Source organism: Pseudomonas sp. SK3(2021) (assembly GCF_016772375.1).
GTDB lineage: Bacteria > Pseudomonadota > Gammaproteobacteria > Pseudomonadales > Pseudomonadaceae > Aquipseudomonas > Aquipseudomonas chlororaphis_I.
Genome location: NZ_CP061943.1, coordinates 4,988,902 through 5,006,000, shown reverse-complemented (window position 1 = coordinate 5,006,000; position 17,099 = coordinate 4,988,902). Strand labels below are relative to the sequence as shown.

The window sequence follows — 17,099 nt, the reverse complement described above, 5'->3', positions numbered from 1 at the left end:
GACGCACAGGTAGGGGGTAGCCGCTGCCGAGGCGGCGGGTTGTGTTCGGGAGCAACTTCGCGGGCCCGTCGCGGCTGCGGAGGATGGATCGGGCGGTTTTTTCCCAGGCAAAAGAAAACCCCCGGCAGGCAGGGCCTGTCGGGGGTTCGGATAAGCGCCGGGGAGGCGCCTATCGGCTCAGCTTATTGGCAAGCTTCGCAATCCGGCTCGTCGATGGCGCAAGCCTTCGGCACTGGAGCAGGGCCGGCCGGAGCTGCCAGGACCGAGTCGTCACCGTGGTTGCCGCCGGCGGAAACCGCGTTCAGCTTGCCGGTGTTGATGGTCGACTTCTCGGTGCTGGTCGCGGCCAGGGCACGGAGGTAGTAAGTGGTTTTCAGGCCACGGTACCAGGCCATGCGGTAGGTCACGTCGAGCTTCTTGCCCGAGGCGCCGGCGATGTAGAGGTTCAGCGATTGAGCCTGGTCGATCCACTTCTGGCGACGGCTGGCGGCGTCGACGATCCACTTGGTTTCCACTTCGAAGGCAGTCGCGTAGAGCTCCTTGAGTTCTTGCGGGATGCGCTCGATCTGCTGCACGGAACCGTCGTAGTACTTCAGGTCGTTGATCATGACCGAGTCCCACAGGCCACGAGCCTTGAGGTCGCGAACCAGGTACGGGTTGATCACGGTGAATTCGCCCGACAGGTTCGATTTCACATACAGGTTCTGGTAGGTCGGTTCGATCGACTGCGACACGCCGGTGATGTTGGCGATGGTCGCGGTCGGCGCGATGGCCATGATGTTGGAGTTACGAATACCTTTCTGCACACGGGCGCGCACTGGTGCCCAGTCCAGGCTTTCGTTCAGGTCGACATCGATGTACTTCTGGCCACGGGCTTCGATCAGGATCTGTTGCGAATCCAGCGGCAGGATGCCTTTGGACCACAGCGAACCCTGGAACGTCTCGTAGGCGCCACGCTCGTCGGCCAAGTCGCAGGAAGCCTGGATCGCGTAGAAGCTCACCGCTTCCATGGACTTGTCGGCGAATTCGACGGCAGCCTCGGAACCATAAGGGATGTGCTGCAGGTACAGCGCGTCCTGGAAGCCCATGATCCCCAGGCCGACCGGACGGTGCTTGAAGTTGGAGTTCTTCGCCTGCGGTACCGAGTAGTAGTTGATGTCGATCACGTTATCGAGCATGCGCACGGCGGTGTTCACGGTGCGTTGCAGCTTGGCGGTGTCCAGCTTGCCGTCGACGATGTGGTTCGGCAGGTTGATCGAGCCCAGGTTGCAAACGGCGATCTCGTCCTTGTTGGTGTTCAAGGTGATCTCGGTGCACAGGTTCGAGCTGTGTACCACGCCCACGTGCTGTTGCGGGCTGCGCAGGTTGCACGGGTCCTTGAAGGTCAGCCAAGGGTGGCCGGTTTCGAACAGCATGGACAGCATCTTGCGCCACAGGTCTTTGGCCTGGATGGTCTTGAACAGCTTGATCTTGCCGTATTCGCACAGGGCTTCGTAGTACTCGTAGCGCTCTTCGAAGGCCTTGCCGGTCAGGTCGTGCAGGTCCGGCACTTCCGATGGCGAGAACAGGGTCCACTTGCCGTCATCGAAGACGCGCTTCATGAACAGGTCAGGGATCCAGTTGGCGGTGTTCATGTCGTGGGTACGACGACGATCGTCACCGGTGTTCTTGCGCAGCTCGATGAACTCTTCGATGTCCATGTGCCAGGTTTCCAGGTAGGCACACACAGCGCCTTTGCGCTTGCCACCCTGGTTCACGGCTACGGCAGTGTCGTTCACCACTTTCAGGAACGGCACGACGCCCTGGGACTTGCCGTTGGTGCCCTTGATGTAGGAGCCCAGCGCACGCACCGGAGTCCAGTCGTTGCCCAGGCCGCCGGCGAATTTCGACAGCATGGCGTTGTCGTGGATGGCGCCGTAGATGCCCGACAGGTCGTCCGGGACGGTGGTCAGGTAGCAGCTCGACAGCTGCGGACGCAGGGTACCGGCGTTGAACAGGGTCGGAGTCGAAGCCATGTAGTCGAAGGACGACAGCAGGTTGTAGAACTCGATGGCACGGTCTTCTTTCTGCTTTTCTTCGATCGCCAGGCCCATGGCCACGCGCATGAAGAAAATCTGCGGCAGTTCGAAACGCACGCCGTCCTTGTGGATGAAGTAGCGATCGTACAGGGTCTGCAGGCCCAGGTAGGTGAACTGCTGGTCGCGCTCGTGGTTGATCGCCTTGCCGAGTTTTTCCAGGTCGAAGTCGGCCAGCACAGGGTTCAGCAGTTCGAACTCGATACCTTTGGCGACGTAGGCTGGCAATGCCTTGGCGTACAGGTCGGCCATCTCGTGGTGAGTGGCGCTCTCGGCCACTTCCAGGAAGCTCAGGCCTTCGGCGCGCAGGGTGTCCATCAGCAGGCGGGCGGTCACGAACGAGTAGTTCGGCTCGCGCTCTACCAGGGTACGGGCGGTCATCACCAGGGCGGTGTTGACATCCTTGAGCGCTACGCCGTCGTAGAGGTTCTTCAGGGTTTCGCGCTGGATCAGGTCGCCGTCGACTTCTTCCAGGCCTTCGCAGGCTTCGGTGACGATGGTGTTCAGGCGACCCATGTCCAGAGGCGCGAAGCTGCCGTCGGTGCGGGTGACACGGATCGACGGGTGAGCCTGCACCGGCTCTTCGCTCGGGCTGCGGGTGGCGCGCTCCTTGGCGCGCGAGTCACGGTAGATCACGTAGTCGCGGGCAACTTTCTGCTCGCCGGCACGCATCAGGGCCAGCTCGACCTGGTCCTGGATTTCTTCGATGTGGATGGTGCCGCCCGAAGGCATGCGACGCTTGAAGGTGGCGGTGACCTGCTCGGTCAGGCGAGCGACGGTGTCGTGGATTCGCGACGAAGCGGCAGCGGTGCCGCCTTCAACTGCGAGAAACGCTTTGGTGATGGCGACGGTGATTTTGTCATCGGTGTAAGGAACGACAGTGCCGTTACGCTTGATCACTCGCAGTTGGCCAGGCGCGGTGGCAGACAGATCCAGATTGGAATCGGCAGCCTGCGGCGCTTTGGCCTGCGGGTTCTCGCGAGTTGTGTCGGTTTGCATGGGTGTCTCCACGTTCTCTATGTTTGTTTGGGCACCCTTTGGGTGCCCACCGTTCCGTCCTGAAGCACTACAACCGGCGCACGCCGGGCATAACGACTTCGGGACAGTTCAGGAAGGGGGGCTGTTGGCGCCGCTTCCATGCCGAAGTCATAGGTCGCGAGCCAGTGGCTCGTGACCGTATTCCTGGTGGGTGACAGTCATGTACTGCAACACCCGTACCGTTTTCCTCGCCGTGGGCTGGAAAACCGCAGCCATCCGCACGCGCGGTTTGGCTTCTGAAAATCCGATTGGTTCCACCAAACGAGTGCAAGAAAAGCGCTTGAGTTTCTTGTCTGATTTGTGTTTGGTTTTTGGCCTGAAACCCTAGATATAGGGTTTTTTCGCGGCCGAGCTACAAGATAATGCGTTTTTGGGGGGGATTGCAATGTACAGCCTGTGGATAAGGTTGTGCGTAAATTGTGTATGAAGCGAGTAAACCTCACGCAGGCCGCAGCAGGGCTGGATCCTACCGTTTGTCACTGTTTTTTACCCTGCAAAACTGCCCGGGGCGGATTTTTGCGGGCGCGAACCCTATCACAAAAAAACGCCTTTACCGAGCGCATTCAGCGCCTTGTGTTCACGGCCTTTGCCGTTGCTACAATCGGGCCTTCGATGCATCGTTTTATCCATCTCACATTACAAAAAGACGGGCGGATTCTTCCGGAGCCCGTATCTGGCAAGCAGAGGTCACCGTGGAGCAAGAAGCGTGGCAGATATTGATCGTCGAGGACGATCAGCGACTGGCCGAGTTGACCTGTGAATATCTGCAGAGCAACGGACTGCGCGTCGCCATCGAGGGCAATGGCGCCCTGGCCGCGGCGCGGATCATTGCCGAACAACCCGACCTGGTGATCCTCGACCTGATGCTGCCCGGGGAGGATGGCCTGAGCATTTGCCGCAAGGTCCGCGATCGTTACGACGGGCCGATCCTGATGCTGACCGCGCGTACCGACGACATGGACCAGGTACTGGGGCTGGACACCGGCGCCGACGATTACGTGTGCAAGCCGGTCCGTCCGCGCCTGTTGCTGGCCAGGATCCAGGCCCTGCTGCGGCGCAGCGAACCCGTGGACGGCGCCGCGCCGGAGAAGTCCCGACGCCTGCAATTCGGTCCGCTGGTGGTGGACAGCGCCTTGCGCGAAGCCTGGTTGCACGATGCCGGTATCGAGTTGACCAGCGCCGAGTTCGACCTGCTCTGGCTGCTGGTGGCCAACGCCGGGCGCATTCTGTCCCGCGAGGAAATCTTCACCGCCCTGCGCGGTATCGGCTATGACGGCCAGGACCGCTCCATCGATGTGCGCATTTCACGGATCCGTCCGAAAATCGGCGACGACCCGGAACACCCGCGGCTGATCAAGACCATCCGCAGCAAGGGTTATCTGTTCGTTCCCGAAGCCGCTGCCGAACTGTCGCCGTGAACTCCATATTCCTGCGCATCTACGGCGGCATGTGCGCCGCGCTGGTTCTGGTGGCGCTGTTGGGCGTGCTGGCGCTGCACCTGCTCAACCAGGTGCGCAGCGAGCAATACCGCGAGCGCCTGGCCCACGGCACGTTCTCGCTGATGGCCGAGAACCTGCAACCCATGAGTGAAATCGAGCGCCGCCGTGCCCTGGCAGTATGGGAGCGCTTGTTGGGCATTCCGCTGACCCTGAAAACCTTCACCCAGACCGGTCTCGACCTCGGGCAGCGCAACCGCGTGCTGCGCGGCCAGGCCCTGGTGGAGCAGACCGGGCCTTACGCGGCGCGGGTCTATCGCCTGGTCAGCGAGCCGGAACAACTGCTGTTGACCGGCGAGGTGCAGCAGATCAGCGAACAGTTGGCGCGGGCGACTATCTATCTGTTGGCCGACGAGCTGGTGCGCTTTCCGGTGGCCGAGCAGCCGGAGCGGCTGGCGGCGTTGAAAAAGGACAAGGGCTTTGGCTTCGACATGCACCTGGTCACCCAGGACGACGCGGACATGGACGAGGACCAGCGTCGCCGGGTTGCCGAGGGCGACACGGTGATGGCCCTGGGCAAGGGCGGCGATTCGATCCGCGTGTTCGCGGGGATGGTGGGCACGCCCTGGGTGCTGGAAATCGGCCCGCTGTACCAGATGAATCCCTACCCGCCGCAGTGGCTGGTGTTGATCGCGGTGTTGGGCCTGAGCCTGATCGGCCTGATCGTCTATTTATTGGTGCGCCAGTTGGAGCGACGCTTGCGTGGCCTGGAATCGGCGGCCACGCGCATTGCCAAGGGCAGCCTGGAAGCCCGGGTGCCGGCCGGTGGCGCCGACTCGGTGGGGCGGCTGGCGGCGGCCTTCAACGGCATGGCCGAGCACTTGCAGCGCTTGCTGGCGATCCAGCGCGAACTGGTGCGCGCGGTCTCCCACGAGTTGCGCACGCCGGTGGCGCGCCTGCGCTTCGGCCTGGAGATGATCGGCTCGGCGACGACCCCCCAGGCCCGGGACAAGTACATGGAGGGCATGGACAACGATATCCAGGACCTCGACCGGCTGGTGGACGAAATGCTCACCTATGCGCGGCTGGAGCAGGGTTCGCCGGCGCTGAATTTCCAGCGCATCGACCTGGACGCGTTGATCAACCAGGTGATCAGCGAGTTGGCGCCGTTGCGGGCGCAGGTCAAGGTGCAGCGTGGCTCGTGCCTGTCCGCCGCGGATTGCGATGGCGCCTGGGTCGAGGCCGAGCCGCGCTACCTGCATCGGGCGTTGCAGAACCTGGTGAGCAACGCCATGCGCCACGCCGAGTCCCAGGTGCTGGTCAGTTACCAGGTGGGGCAGCTGCGCTGTCGGGTCGACGTCGAGGACGATGGCCCGGGGGTTCCGGAAAGCGCCTGGGAGCGGATCTTCACCCCGTTCCTGCGCCTGGATGACAGCCGCACCCGCGCTTCGGGCGGTCACGGCCTGGGTTTGTCGATCGTGCGGCGGATCATTCACTGGCACGACGGCCGGGCGTTGATCAGCAGGAGCAAGACCCTCGGTGGCGCCTGCTTCAGCCTGAGCTGGCCACGGCACCAGGATAAAGGTTGAGGGCCTGGCCTCAGGTTCGTCCGGGCATCAAGCCCGGATGCTGACCAGGCTCAGCAGTTGCCCATCCTGCAGGGCGTACTGCGCGTCCAGTTCACTGCCACTGCGCCATTCGCTGGACAGGTCGGTCAGCAGGCGCAGGCGGACCTGGCCGCTGGCTGTCCACTCCAGTACTTCGGCGTGTTCGAAATAGAAGCGCTGCTGGACGATCGGGTACAACGCCTTGAACAGGCTTTCCTTCACCGAAAAGGTCAGGGTGACCCAGAGCGCCAGTTGCTCGCGGGGGGCGGCCGCCATGCGCTGCATTTCGGCCGGGATGAGGATTTCTCCCGCCAGGCGCTCCGCCCGTTCGCTGTTGAGCAGGTTCTCCAGGTCCATGCCCAGCCCGCGCCAATGCTCCTTGCGCGCGACGATCGCCGCGGCACGCCCGGTGCTATGGGTGATCGAGCCGCAGATGTGTGCCGGCCAGACCGGCGCCCGGTCCTCGCCGATGGGCGGAATGCAGTCCAGGCCGTCCAGGCGTTGCAGGGCGGCGCGAGCGCAGAAGCGACCGGCGAGAAACTCGGCCTGTCTTTTCGCCACCGAACGTTGAATGCTCGCGGGCGGCTCGATGGCGCTGAGCTGGAAGTCGTTGCTGGCCAGGCGCGAAGCATCGAAGTGGGTGCTGAGCAGGACGCTGTCCGGCAGGGCATCGGGCAGCGGCCACTGGTCGTCGAGTGGGGTACAGCAGGCGGGAAGGGTAGGGATGAGATTCATGCCAGGCATTTTGCCGGGTTGTAAGGCCGGAGGGTAGCCTGGCAACCGTCGGCCTTGAGGCCGCCGCCCCGGGAGCTGGAGTTCCGGGGCGGTCGATACGGGTCAGCCGAACAGCTTCTTGAAGAGCGCTTGCATATCCGCCCATGAGCGTTCATCGGCGGCCTTGTTGTAGCCGATGTCCAGCCCGCCATGTTCGCCGTGGCTCATGCGGTCGGCATCCGGATTGCTGAAGCTGTGCTTGGCACCCTCGAGGTTGACGAACTGGTAGTCGGCGCCGGCCTTGTCCATTTCTGCCTTGAAGGCGTTGACGTTATCGGCGGTGACCATGCTGTCGAGGGCGCCGTGCTCCACCAGGATTTTCGCCTTGACGCTGCCCGGGGTGGCTGGGGTGTTGGTGACCAGGGCGCCATGGAAGCTCACCACACCGAGCAGGGGCAGGCCCTGGCGCGCCGCGTCCAGCACCACTTTGCCGCCGAAGCAGTAGCCGATCGCGGCCAGCTTGTCCGGGTCGGTTTGTGGCTGTTGCTTTAGCAGGTCGAGCCCGGCCTTGAAGCGCGCGCTGGCGGTGGCACTGTCTTTGGAGGCGGCCTGCATGAAGGCCATGGCGTCTTTCGGGTGTTCGGTGTTCTTGCCGTCGCCGTACATATCGATGGACAGGGCGCTGTAGCCCAAGGCCGCCAGATCCCGGGCCCGGCGTTTGGCGTAGTCGTTCAGGCCCCACCATTCATGCACCACCACAACGCCGGGACGTGGCCCTTGCAGGCTGTCGTCATAGGCGTAGTAGCCAATGAGCCGGGTACCGTCGGGACTCTGGTAGGGAATTTCCTGGGTCTTGATGGCCGCCTGGCTCATTGCGCAGAAGGTCAACAACAAGCAAGCAAAAAGCGCGCGCATAGTCCGTTCTCCTTTAAAAGACTGCCAGACAGCCTAGTCGATTTGATTCAGCCGAGGTTCAGAGTGTGTTCAGGGGGAGTTCAGGGCGGGGTCGGTAGTCTGGCCCCGTACCCAAAAACACATAGCGAATGAGGAAACACCCCCATGACTACTTTCAAGAAGATGATCCTGGCCTTCACTGTTCTCGGCGCCAGCGCTGTCGTCCAGGCCGCCGACAGCAACTTCGCCAGCCTTACCTACGGCCAGACCAGCGACAAGGTCAAGAAATCCAGCCTGCTCAACAGCAACCTGAACAACCCGAACGCCGACGGCGTGATCGGCAAGGACAACACCTGGGGCGTACGCCTGGGGCAGCAGAATGACCAGCACCGCTACTACGCCACCTACGACAATGTCTCCGGTTCCCACAATGGCATTAAACTGCGCCAGGAAAACCTGCTCGGCAGCTACGATGTGTTCCTGCCAGTGACCAGCAGCACCAAGCTGTTCGGCGGCGGTACCGCGGGCCTGACCAAGCTGACCCAGGATTCCCCAGGCTTCAGCCGCGACAGCGATATCGGTTATGCCGTCGGCGTGCAGGCCGGTGTCCTGCAGCAGGTTTCACAGAACACGTCGGTCGAACTGGGTTACCGTTACCTGCGCAGCAATGCCAGCACCGAGATGAGCGAGCGCAGTGGCGGCAAGCAGGGGTCGCTGAGCCTGACCAGCAGCGCCCAGACGTACCTGTCGGCCAACTACGCTTTCTAAAATTCCGTCCTGGTTCTGACCGCGCCGGATCTGCCAAGGCAAGATCCGGCGTTGCCATATATACGATCAGGGCGCCTGAGCGCCCTTGGAGATGTCGAATTTTGCCTGGGAGAGCTGTATGAAACTGCTCGTCGTTGAAGATGAGGCGCTGCTGCGCCATCACTTGCAAACCCGCCTCACGGACAGCGGCCATGTGGTCGAGTCCGTGGCCAATGCCGAGGAGGCGTTGTATCAGACCGAGCAGTTCAACCATGATCTGGCGGTGATCGACCTGGGCCTGCCGGGCATGGGCGGGCTGGACCTGATCCGCCAGCTGCGTTCGCGGGGCAAGACGTTTCCGATCCTGATCCTGACGGCTCGCGGCAACTGGCAGGACAAGGTCGAGGGGCTGGCCGCCGGCGCCGACGACTATGTGGTCAAGCCTTTCCAGTTCGAGGAACTGGATGCGCGCCTGAATGCGCTGCTGCGCCGCTCCAGCGGGTTCACCCAGTCGACCATCATCGCCGGCCCGCTGTTGCTCGACCTGAATCGCAAGCAGGCCTCGCTCGACGAACAGCCGCTGGCGCTGACCGCCTACGAGTACCGGATTCTCGAGTACCTCATGCGCCACCATCAGCAGGTGGTGGCCAAGGACCGCTTGATGGAACAGCTGTATCCGGACGATGACGAGCGCGATCCGAACGTGATCGAGGTGCTGGTCGGCCGCCTGCGGCGCAAGCTGGAGGCCCCGTCGGGCTTCAAACCCATCGATACCGTGCGTGGCCTGGGTTATCTGTTCAACGAGCGCTGCCGATGATTCGATCGTTACGCCTGCGCCTGATGCTGGCGGCCACGACACTGGCGGTGCTGTTCATGCTGGCGTTGTTGCCGGCCATGCAAGGCGCGTTCAGCCTGGCGCTGCAGGACTCCATCGAGCAGCGCCTGGCTTCCGACGTGACCACGCTGATCTCGGCGGCCCGGGTCGAGAACAATCGCCTGCAAATGCCGGCGCAACTGCCGGACGAGCGCTTCAACCTGACCGACAGCCGCCTCCTGGGCTACATCTATGACCGGGAGGGGCGGCTGGTCTGGCGTTCCAAGGCGACCCAGGAAGAGAACATCAACTACAAGCCGCGTTATGACGGCCGCGGCAATGAGTTCGCGCGTATCCGCGAAGCCAACGGCCAGGAGTTTTTCGTCTACGACGTCGAGGTCAAGCTGCTTGGCGGTAAAAGCGCGGCATTCAGTATCGTCGCCTTGCAGCCGGTGCGTGAATACCAACTGACTCTGGAAGGGGTGCGGGAAAACCTCTATCTCGGTTTCGGCGCCGCGTTGCTGGTGCTCCTGGCGCTGCTCTGGCTCGGCCTGACCTGGGGCCTGCAGGCCTTGCGCCGGCTGAGCCAGGAGCTGGACGAAATCGAAAGCGGTGCGCGGGAAAGCCTCAGCGAAGAACATCCGCGCGAGCTGTTGCGCCTGACCGGTTCGTTGAACCGCCTGTTGCACAGCGAGCGCGAGCAACGCAGCCGTTATCGCGACTCCCTGGACGACCTGGCCCACAGCCTGAAGACCCCGTTGACGGTGTTGCAAGGGGTCAGCGAGGACATGGCCTTGCGCCCGCAGGACCGTGAGCAGGCCTGGGTGCTGCAGACCCAGATCGAACGCATGAGCCAGCAGATCAGCTACCAGCTGCAACGCGCCAGCCTGCGCAAGAGCGGCCTGGTGCGTCACCAGGTGCGTCTGCGTCCGGTGCTGAAAAGCCTGTGCGACACCCTGGACAAGGTCTATCGCGACAAACAGGTGCGGGTCTCGTTCGACCTGCCGGAGCGCTGCTATGTGCCGATCGAGCATGGGGCCTTGCTCGAGCTGCTGGGCAACCTGCTGGAGAACGCCTACCGCCTGTGCCTGAGCGAAGTGCGCATCAGTGTCCGCCAAGACCTCCACGGCGCGCAGTTGTGTGTCGAGGACGACGGGCCGGGTGTGCCGCCTGACCAGCGGGCGCGGATTCTCCAGCGTGGCGAACGGCTGGATCGCCAGCATCCGGGGCAGGGGATCGGCCTGGCGGTGGTCAAGGACATCATCGACAGCTACGGCGCCCAGCTGACCCTGGGGGATTCCACCCTGGGCGGGGCGGCGTTCCGCATTCACTTCCTGGCGATTTGACCGGCGCGCTCAGGTTTCCTGGGCGCGGTAGGCGCCCGGCGTCAGCCCGGTCCACTTCTTGAACGCGCGGTGAAAGGCCGATGGCTCGGAAAAGCCGGTCTGCTCGGCGATCTGTTGCAATGACAGGTCGGCCCGACGCAGATGGTAGATGGCGATATCGCGCCGCAACTGATCCTTCAATTCCTGAAAGCTCGTGCCTTCTTCGCGCAAGTGCCGGCGCAGGGTCTGCGGGCTGATGTGCAGGTGCTGAGCGATGCTTTCCAGGTCCGGCCAATGGCTGCTGTCGCGGCTGAGCAGGCGGCGCAGCTGGCTGCTCAGGCTGTCGCCGTCGTCCGGACGGGCCAGCAGGTCGGCGGGGGAACGCTCGAGAAAGTGCTTGAGGGTTCGTTCGTCCTGCAGCAGCGGCATGCTCAGGTAGCGGCTGTGGAACAGCAGGCTGCTGCAGTCGCGGGAAAACACCAGGGGGCAGGGGAACAGCAGGTCGTATTCGTTGCCGTGCTCGGGTTTCGGGTAGCTGAAACAGGCTTGTTCGAGGCGGATACGCTGGCCGATCAGCCAACTGCCCAGGCGATGCCAGATCACCAGCAGGCTCTCGCTGAGGAAGTGGTCCGGGTCCCATAGCGCGGCGTCGTCCAGGCTCAGGCGGGTCATGTCCCCTTCGCGCGTCAGGCTCAGCCGCGGCGCCTGGGGGAACAGGCTATAAAACAGCAGTCCGCGCTGCAAGGCCTTCTCCAGGTTGCTGCAGTGGATCAGGGCGTGGCACATCATGGCGAAGGTGCCGCGCTTGCTCGGGCCGTCGCCGAACCCCAGGTACTCGTCATCCAGGACTTGCCAGAGCTGTTGCAGCAGGCTGGCGAACTGCTCGGGGGCGATACGGGCCTTGGGTTCGTTCAGCAATTCGAGGCTGATGCCCAGGGTCTGCAGCAACTCCGAATAGTCGTAGCCGCGCCGACGGGCCCCGCCCAGGGCGGCACGGGCGAAATGACTGGCGATGGTGCGTTCGCGCATGAAGGTTGATCCATCCGTTAAGTGGCGGATGTTAACAGCCGCCAGCGGCTGGGCAAGGCGGATATCCGCCAAATTGTAGGACGAGCGGCGGGCGATGGGCGGAAATCCGCCACTTCGCCCGGGGGCTGGATAACCAAGGGCGAGCGCGAGCCCTGATGTCCAAAGGCCTTCAGGGTTTTTCGGCAAGCTGGCACGGGCTTTGCGATAGCGATCGGGGAGAAGGGAGCAGCGAAAGGTGTTCCCCCGCAGCTCTACACAACAAATCCCTCCAGTGCAGGAGGGTTCGCACTTTAGGCGTCGTGTGCATCGATGGATGGTGTGCAACGGTGCTCTTGAGGAACTTTGCAATGACGACTCGTCAGCCACTGTACAAATCCCTGTATTTCCAGGTGATCGTTGCCATCGCTATCGGCATCCTGCTCGGTCACTTCTACCCGCAGACCGGTGTGGCCCTGAAGCCGCTGGGTGACGGGTTCATCAAACTGATCAAGATGGTCATCGCGCCCATCATCTTCTGTACCGTCGTCAGTGGTATCGCTGGCATGCAGAACATGAAATCGGTGGGCAAGACCGGTGGCTATGCGCTGCTGTACTTTGAAATCGTTTCGACCATCGCCCTGCTGATCGGCCTGGTCGTGGTCAACGTCGTGCAGCCAGGCAACGGCATGCACATCGATGTGTCCACCCTGGATGCCTCGAAAGTGGCGGCCTACGTCACCGCCGGCAAAGACCAGAGCATCGTCGGCTTCATCCTCAACGTCATTCCGAACACCATCGTCGGCGCCTTCGCCAACGGCGATATCCTGCAAGTGCTGATGTTCTCGGTGATCTTCGGTTTCGCCCTGCACCGCCTGGGTGCCTACGGCAAGCCGGTGCTGGACTTCATCGATCGCTTCGCCCACGTGATGTTCAACATCATCAACATGATCATGAAGCTCGCGCCGATCGGCGCGCTGGGAGCCATGGCCTTCACCATCGGCGCCTACGGCGTGGGTTCGCTGGTGCAACTGGGCCAGCTGATGATCTGCTTCTACATCACTTGCGTGCTGTTCGTGCTGGTGGTGCTGGGCGCCATCTGCCGCGCTCACGGTTTCAGCGTACTGAAGCTGATCCGCTACATCCGTGAAGAGCTGCTGATCGTACTGGGCACTTCCTCGTCGGAATCGGCCCTGCCACGCATGCTGATCAAGATGGAACGCCTGGGCGCGAAGAAATCGGTAGTGGGTCTGGTGATCCCGACCGGTTACTCCTTCAACCTCGACGGTACCTCGATCTACCTGACCATGGCGGCCGTGTTCATCGCCCAGGCGACCGACACCCACATGGACATCACTCACCAGATCACCCTGCTGCTGGTGCTGCTGCTGTCTTCCAAAGGGGCTGCGGGCGTGACCGGTAGCGGCTTCATCGTGCTGGCGGCAACCCTGTCGGCCGTGGGCCACCTGCCAGTGGCCGGCCTGGCGCTGATCCTGGGTATCGACCGCTTCATGTCCGAAGCCCGTGCGCTGACTAACCTGGTAGGTAACGCAGTAGCCACCGTAGTGGTAGCCAAGTGGGTCAAGGAGCTGGACGAAGACCAGTTGCAGGCCGAACTGGCTTCCGGTGGTCGTGCTATCAGCGACACCCGTGAAGAAGACGACCTGGGCGTTGCCGAAGGCCCGACCCCGACGACCGTGAAGTAACTTCACCGCATCGATGAAAAACCCGCTCCGGCGGGTTTTTTCATGCCCGGGGTTTGAGCGCAACGGTCAGCCCGGGTGGCGCTTGCGGTGATTGCCGGGCCTTGAGGCGCTGCCTACTCTGTGGGCAGTCAATCGGCAAGGGAGAGTGCTCATGCAAGGGCCACTGGCGTCACTCAAGGTATTGGATTTCTCCACGCTGCTGCCGGGGCCGTTCGCCTCCTTGCTGCTGGCGGACATGGGCGCCGAGGTACTGCGCATCGAGTCGCCGACCCGCATGGACCTGCTGCGGGTGCTGCCGCCCCACGATCAGGGCGTTTCCGCCAGCCATGCCTACCTCAATCGCAATAAACGCAGCCTGGCGCTGGACCTCAAGCAGCCCGAGGCGCTGGAGGTGATCCGCCAACTGGTGCTGGAGTACGACATCGTGCTGGAGCAGTTCCGCCCCGGGGTGATGGAGCGCCTGGGGCTGGGCTACGAGGCGTTGAAGGCGCTCAATCCGAAGCTGATCTATGTCTCGATCACCGGTTACGGCCAGACCGGCCCATACCGGGAGCGCGCCGGCCACGACATCAATTACCTGGCCCTGGCGGGCCTGGCCAGCTACACCGGGCGCAAGGGCAGCGGGCCGCTGCCCCTGGGCATCCAGGCAGCGGATATCGCCGGAGGTTCGCTGCATGGGGTCATCGGCCTGCTGGCGGCGGTGATTGCCCGTCAGCACAGCGGCCTGGGGCAGCAGCTGGACGTGAGCATGACCGACTGCGTGTTCAGCCTGAACGCCATGGCCGGGGCCGGCTACCTGGCGTGCGGGATCGAACCCGCGGCGGAGCAGCAGGTGCTCAATGGCGGCAGCTTCTATGACTATTACCGCAGTCGGGATGGCCGCTGGCTGTCGGTGGGCAGCCTGGAGCCACCGTTCATGCAGGCGCTGTGCAAGGCCCTGGGGCGTCCGGAGCTGGCGGCCCAGGGGCTGTCACCGCAGCCGCAGCAACAGCAGGCGCTCAAGCAGGCCTTGCAGGTCGAGTTCGAGAAACACGATTTCGCCGAGCTCTGCGAGTTGTTTGCCGGGGTCGACGCCTGTGTGGAACCGGTGCTGGGCCTGGCGGAGGCGGTGGCGCATCCGCAGTTGCAGGCACGGCAGATGGTCAGCCAGGTGCCGCGTGGCGATGGCAGCTACCAGGCACAGATGGCCTGTCCGTTGAAGTTCTCCCAGGGGCTGCCGGAGCCGCGGCATATCGGGGCGCAGCTGGGCGCGGATAGTGACCAGGTGCTGGCCGAGCTGGGTTACAGCGCGCAGCGCATCGCTGAACTACGCCAGGGCCGGGTCATCCTCTAGGGCCGGGCTCACTCGACCCGCATCTCGCCGCTGAACACCAGGGTGTGCCGGCAACGCCGGCACAGATAACGCCGGCCCTGGGCGACCAGGCGATGGCGCTGGGCGGAAAACGGGAAATCGTTGTCGCAGGGGCAGCGATAGATGTAGCGGGTCACGCTACGGCGCTGGATCTCGTAGGTGTGGCAGCGATTGGGCGGCAGTTCGTACACCCCGCGCATGATCAGCTGCCATTCTTCGCCGTGGGGCTGGATGCGCTCGCCGAACAGTTGGTGGGCGATCAGGTGCGCGACTTCATGGGCCACGGTCTGCTTGAGGAAGTCTTCGGTGTTTTCCCGGTACAGCTGTGGGTTGAAGCGCAGCAGGTTCTCGTGCAGGTGGGCGACACCGGCTTTCTGGCCACGCAACTTGAGGCTGACCACCGGGCGTTTGAAAGGTCGTTTGAAAAAGGATTCAGCGAGTTGGAAACAGTCTTCGACGCGGGTATTGAGTTGCTCGGGCATGCTTAACGGCTCTCCAGAGCGAGTGAGTATGCCGCAAAGCTGATGCATTCCGAATCGTCCAGGCGCTGAATGGTCGTTGTGCAGATTAGAAGGCCGCCTTGCGGCGGCCTGTGTTGGCAGATTGTATTTGTTTTTTGAGCGGCGTCAGTTGGTGTAAACGGGGCCGACGCCAAGACCCCAGACGATCACGGTGAACGCCATGATCGCGACCAGCACCACCAGCCCAACGGCCAGTACGGAGCTTGAGAACAGGAAACCTTCGTCAGAGGGAATATTCATGAAGGTCGGCAACCCGACATACAGCAGGTAGACGGTGTAGCTGATGGCGGCCGTGCCGACGATCATGCCGAGCCACATGTGCGGATACAGCGCTGCCAGGCCGCCGATGAACAGGGGCGTCGCGGTATAGGTGGCGAACGCGATGCAGCGCGCCAGGCTCGGGCTGGCGTCATAGGTGCGGGCCATCCAGTGGACGAAGGCGCCCATGACCGCGACCCCGCCGAGCATCGCCAGGTAGGACATGATGGTCATCCACAGCGCGCTTTCCATGGTCAGCATGACCGGCGCTCGATTGCCGATGACCCAACCGACCTGGGTGGTGCCGATAAAGGCCGAAATCGCCGGAATCGCCGCGAGAATCAGCGTGTGGGTGAGGTACATGTGGCTGATGCTTTCCTCTTCGTCGCCACGTATTTCTCGCCATTCCTGATCGGGGTGGGTGAAGAGTCCCACGACATGATGAATCATAGTCAGTCACTCCTTTGTTGTTGCCATCGCCCCCCAACGGAGCGCCTACGGGCCAGCGGCCAAGTAAGTAAAGGTCTGAATATGTGTGCGACCTTATGTCGCAGTATAGAAAGGACTGACTTGCAAAAGGCGCAGGCGTTAGAGCAAATCGCGCTGTTGGCGCGGCTGGTAATCGCATTCGGCGATTTGATCGGTCGACTGGCGCCCTACGCTTCGCCCGCGCGCGGTTTTTGCGTAAAATGACCGGCTTTTCGTCACACACCGCGGATTTCAAGCGCCATGGGCACTCTTACGGTCAACCAGAACAAACTGCAGAAACGCCTGCGTCGCCAGGCCGGGGAAGCGGTCGCCGACTTCAACATGATCGAAGACGGCGACAAGGTCATGGTCTGCCTGTCCGGCGGCAAGGACAGCTACACCATGCTCGACGTGCTGATGCACCTGCAGAAGGTTGCACCGATCAAGTTCGACATCGTCGCCGTGAACATGGACCAGAAGCAGCCCGGGTTTCCCGAGCACGTGCTGCCGGCCTACCTCGAGGCGCTGGGGGTGGAGTACCACATCGTCGAGAAGGACACCTACTCGGTGGTCAAGGAACTGATCCCGGAAGGCAAGACCACCTGCTCGCTGTGCTCGCGCCTGCGTCGCGGCACCCTGTACACCTTCGCCGACGAAATCGGCGCGACCAAGATGGCCCTGGGTCACCATCGCGACGATATCGTCGAGACCTTCTTTCTCAACATGTTCTACAACGGTTCGCTCAAGGCCATGCCGCCCAAGCTGCGGGCCGACGACGGGCGCAACGTGGTGATCCGCCCGTTGGCCTATTGCAGCGAGAAGGATATCCAGGCCTATTCCGACCTCAAGCAGTTCCCGATCATCCCGTGCAACCTCTGCGGCTCCCAGGAAAACCTGCAGCGCCAGGTGGTCAAGGAAATGCTCCAGGAATGGGAACGCAAGACCCCGGGCCGTACCGAAAGCATTTTCCGCGGCCTGCAGAACGTGGTGCCGTCGCAACTGGCGGACCGCAACCTGTTCGACTTCACCAGCCTGAAGATCGACGAAACCGCGGCCTCGCGTTTCGTCAACGTGGTGAACCTCTGAGTCGTTTCGCGGCTCGGTATCGTGGAATCACGGCGCTCTTCTGAGCGCCGTTTC

General features: G+C 62.8%; 15 protein-coding genes. 9 read left to right on the top strand and 6 right to left on the bottom strand.

Translation table 11 applies throughout. The features are described from left to right. Positions 1-182: 182 nt before the first annotated feature. Positions 183-3,074, bottom strand: a complete 2,892-nt coding sequence (locus IF690_RS21885; protein ID WP_202697352.1) for a ribonucleoside-diphosphate reductase subunit alpha — start codon at positions 3,072-3,074, stop codon at positions 183-185. A 199-nt stretch (positions 3,075-3,273) separates the two neighbouring features. Here IF690_RS21885 and IF690_RS21880 point away from each other — a divergent pair, with 199 nt between their 5' ends. The 3 genes from IF690_RS21880 (at position 3,274) to IF690_RS21870 (ending at position 6,138) form a co-directional block, all read left to right on the top strand. Further along, the gene (locus IF690_RS21880) at positions 3,274-3,441 is read left to right on the top strand and encodes a hypothetical protein (RefSeq protein WP_155274260.1); all 168 of its coding nucleotides are present in this window, start codon (positions 3,274-3,276) and stop codon (positions 3,439-3,441) included. A 364-nt stretch (positions 3,442-3,805) separates the two neighbouring features. After that, entirely contained in the window at positions 3,806-4,531 is a 726-nt protein-coding gene (locus IF690_RS21875) for a winged helix-turn-helix domain-containing protein (RefSeq protein WP_202697351.1), read from the top strand. Next, positions 4,528-6,138 carry an ATP-binding protein gene (locus IF690_RS21870; protein WP_202697350.1) on the top strand — a complete coding sequence of 537 codons (1,611 nt, stop codon included), beginning with the start codon at positions 4,528-4,530 and terminating at the stop codon, positions 6,136-6,138. The genes IF690_RS21875 and IF690_RS21870 overlap by 4 nt, the downstream gene beginning before the upstream one ends. Before the next feature lie 27 nt (positions 6,139-6,165). Here IF690_RS21870 and IF690_RS21865 read toward each other — a convergent pair whose 3' ends face one another. After that, positions 6,166-6,891, bottom strand: coding sequence for a 4'-phosphopantetheinyl transferase family protein (locus IF690_RS21865; RefSeq protein ID WP_202697349.1), 726 nt, complete (start codon positions 6,889-6,891; stop codon positions 6,166-6,168). A gap of 102 nt (positions 6,892-6,993) precedes the next feature. Beyond that, positions 6,994-7,785 (bottom strand): dienelactone hydrolase family protein, encoded by a 792-nt coding sequence (locus tag IF690_RS21860; RefSeq protein ID WP_202697348.1) that lies wholly within the window; start codon positions 7,783-7,785, stop codon positions 6,994-6,996. A gap of 144 nt (positions 7,786-7,929) precedes the next feature. On the opposite strand from IF690_RS21860, the gene IF690_RS21855 reads away from it, so the two are divergent. The 3 genes from IF690_RS21855 to IF690_RS21845 all read left to right on the top strand — a co-directional run bounded on the left by IF690_RS21855 (position 7,930) and on the right by IF690_RS21845 (position 10,671). Continuing rightward, complete coding sequence (locus tag IF690_RS21855) at positions 7,930-8,532, top strand: hypothetical protein (RefSeq protein WP_202697347.1); 603 nt, start codon at positions 7,930-7,932, stop codon at positions 8,530-8,532. A 118-nt stretch (positions 8,533-8,650) separates the two neighbouring features. Next, positions 8,651-9,328: a response regulator gene (locus IF690_RS21850; protein WP_202697346.1), complete on the top strand. Its 678-nt coding sequence runs from the start codon at positions 8,651-8,653 to the stop codon at positions 9,326-9,328. Beyond that, on the top strand, positions 9,325-10,671 hold the full coding sequence (locus IF690_RS21845) for an ATP-binding protein (protein WP_202697345.1): 1,347 nt from the start codon (positions 9,325-9,327) through the stop codon (positions 10,669-10,671). The genes IF690_RS21850 and IF690_RS21845 overlap by 4 nt, the downstream gene beginning before the upstream one ends. Positions 10,672-10,680: 9 nt before the next feature. Here the strand turns inward: IF690_RS21845 and IF690_RS21840 are convergent, their stop codons facing one another. After that, positions 10,681-11,679, bottom strand: coding sequence for an AraC family transcriptional regulator (locus IF690_RS21840; protein ID WP_202697344.1), 999 nt, complete (start codon positions 11,677-11,679; stop codon positions 10,681-10,683). A gap of 347 nt (positions 11,680-12,026) precedes the next feature. On the opposite strand from IF690_RS21840, the gene IF690_RS21835 reads away from it, so the two are divergent. Next, positions 12,027-13,361: a dicarboxylate/amino acid:cation symporter gene (locus IF690_RS21835; RefSeq protein WP_009050291.1), complete on the top strand. Its 1,335-nt coding sequence runs from the start codon at positions 12,027-12,029 to the stop codon at positions 13,359-13,361. 151 nt (positions 13,362-13,512) lie between these two features. Beyond that, a complete protein-coding gene (locus tag IF690_RS21830; RefSeq protein ID WP_202697343.1) occupies positions 13,513-14,694 on the top strand; it encodes a CaiB/BaiF CoA transferase family protein in 1,182 nt (393 codons plus the stop codon). 8 nt (positions 14,695-14,702) lie between these two features. Here the strand turns inward: IF690_RS21830 and IF690_RS21825 are convergent, their stop codons facing one another. After that, positions 14,703-15,194: a SprT family zinc-dependent metalloprotease gene (locus IF690_RS21825; protein WP_007931787.1), complete on the bottom strand. Its 492-nt coding sequence runs from the start codon at positions 15,192-15,194 to the stop codon at positions 14,703-14,705. A 144-nt stretch (positions 15,195-15,338) separates the two neighbouring features. Beyond that, positions 15,339-15,941: a Yip1 family protein gene (locus IF690_RS21820; protein ID WP_009050289.1), complete on the bottom strand. Its 603-nt coding sequence runs from the start codon at positions 15,939-15,941 to the stop codon at positions 15,339-15,341. Positions 15,942-16,220: 279 nt separating this feature from the next. Between IF690_RS21820 and ttcA the strand changes: the two genes are divergently transcribed. Next, positions 16,221-17,045 (top strand): tRNA 2-thiocytidine(32) synthetase TtcA, encoded by an 825-nt coding sequence (gene ttcA / locus IF690_RS21815; RefSeq protein WP_202697342.1) that lies wholly within the window; start codon positions 16,221-16,223, stop codon positions 17,043-17,045. Positions 17,046-17,099 lie beyond the last annotated feature (54 nt).

Bases quoted from the DNA above. Each gene is read 5' to 3' on its own strand.
- IF690_RS21885 (WP_202697352.1), bottom strand. From the start codon at position 3,074: ATGCAAACCGACACAACTCGCGAGAACCCGCAGGCCAAAGCGCCGCAG.
- IF690_RS21880 (WP_155274260.1), top strand. From the start codon at position 3,274: ATGTACTGCAACACCCGTACCGTTTTCCTCGCCGTGGGCTGGAAAACC.
- IF690_RS21865 (WP_202697349.1), bottom strand. From the start codon at position 6,891: ATGAATCTCATCCCTACCCTTCCCGCCTGCTGTACCCCACTCGACGAC.
- IF690_RS21860 (WP_202697348.1), bottom strand. From the start codon at position 7,785: ATGCGCGCGCTTTTTGCTTGCTTGTTGTTGACCTTCTGCGCAATGAGC.
- IF690_RS21855 (WP_202697347.1), top strand. From the start codon at position 7,930: ATGACTACTTTCAAGAAGATGATCCTGGCCTTCACTGTTCTCGGCGCC.
- IF690_RS21850 (WP_202697346.1), top strand. From the start codon at position 8,651: ATGAAACTGCTCGTCGTTGAAGATGAGGCGCTGCTGCGCCATCACTTG.
- IF690_RS21845 (WP_202697345.1), top strand. From the start codon at position 9,325: ATGATTCGATCGTTACGCCTGCGCCTGATGCTGGCGGCCACGACACTG.
- IF690_RS21840 (WP_202697344.1), bottom strand. From the start codon at position 11,679: ATGCGCGAACGCACCATCGCCAGTCATTTCGCCCGTGCCGCCCTGGGC.
- IF690_RS21835 (WP_009050291.1), top strand. From the start codon at position 12,027: ATGACGACTCGTCAGCCACTGTACAAATCCCTGTATTTCCAGGTGATC.
- IF690_RS21830 (WP_202697343.1), top strand. From the start codon at position 13,513: ATGCAAGGGCCACTGGCGTCACTCAAGGTATTGGATTTCTCCACGCTG.
- IF690_RS21825 (WP_007931787.1), bottom strand. From the start codon at position 15,194: ATGCCCGAGCAACTCAATACCCGCGTCGAAGACTGTTTCCAACTCGCT.
- IF690_RS21820 (WP_009050289.1), bottom strand. From the start codon at position 15,941: ATGATTCATCATGTCGTGGGACTCTTCACCCACCCCGATCAGGAATGG.
- ttcA (WP_202697342.1), top strand. From the start codon at position 16,221: ATGGGCACTCTTACGGTCAACCAGAACAAACTGCAGAAACGCCTGCGT.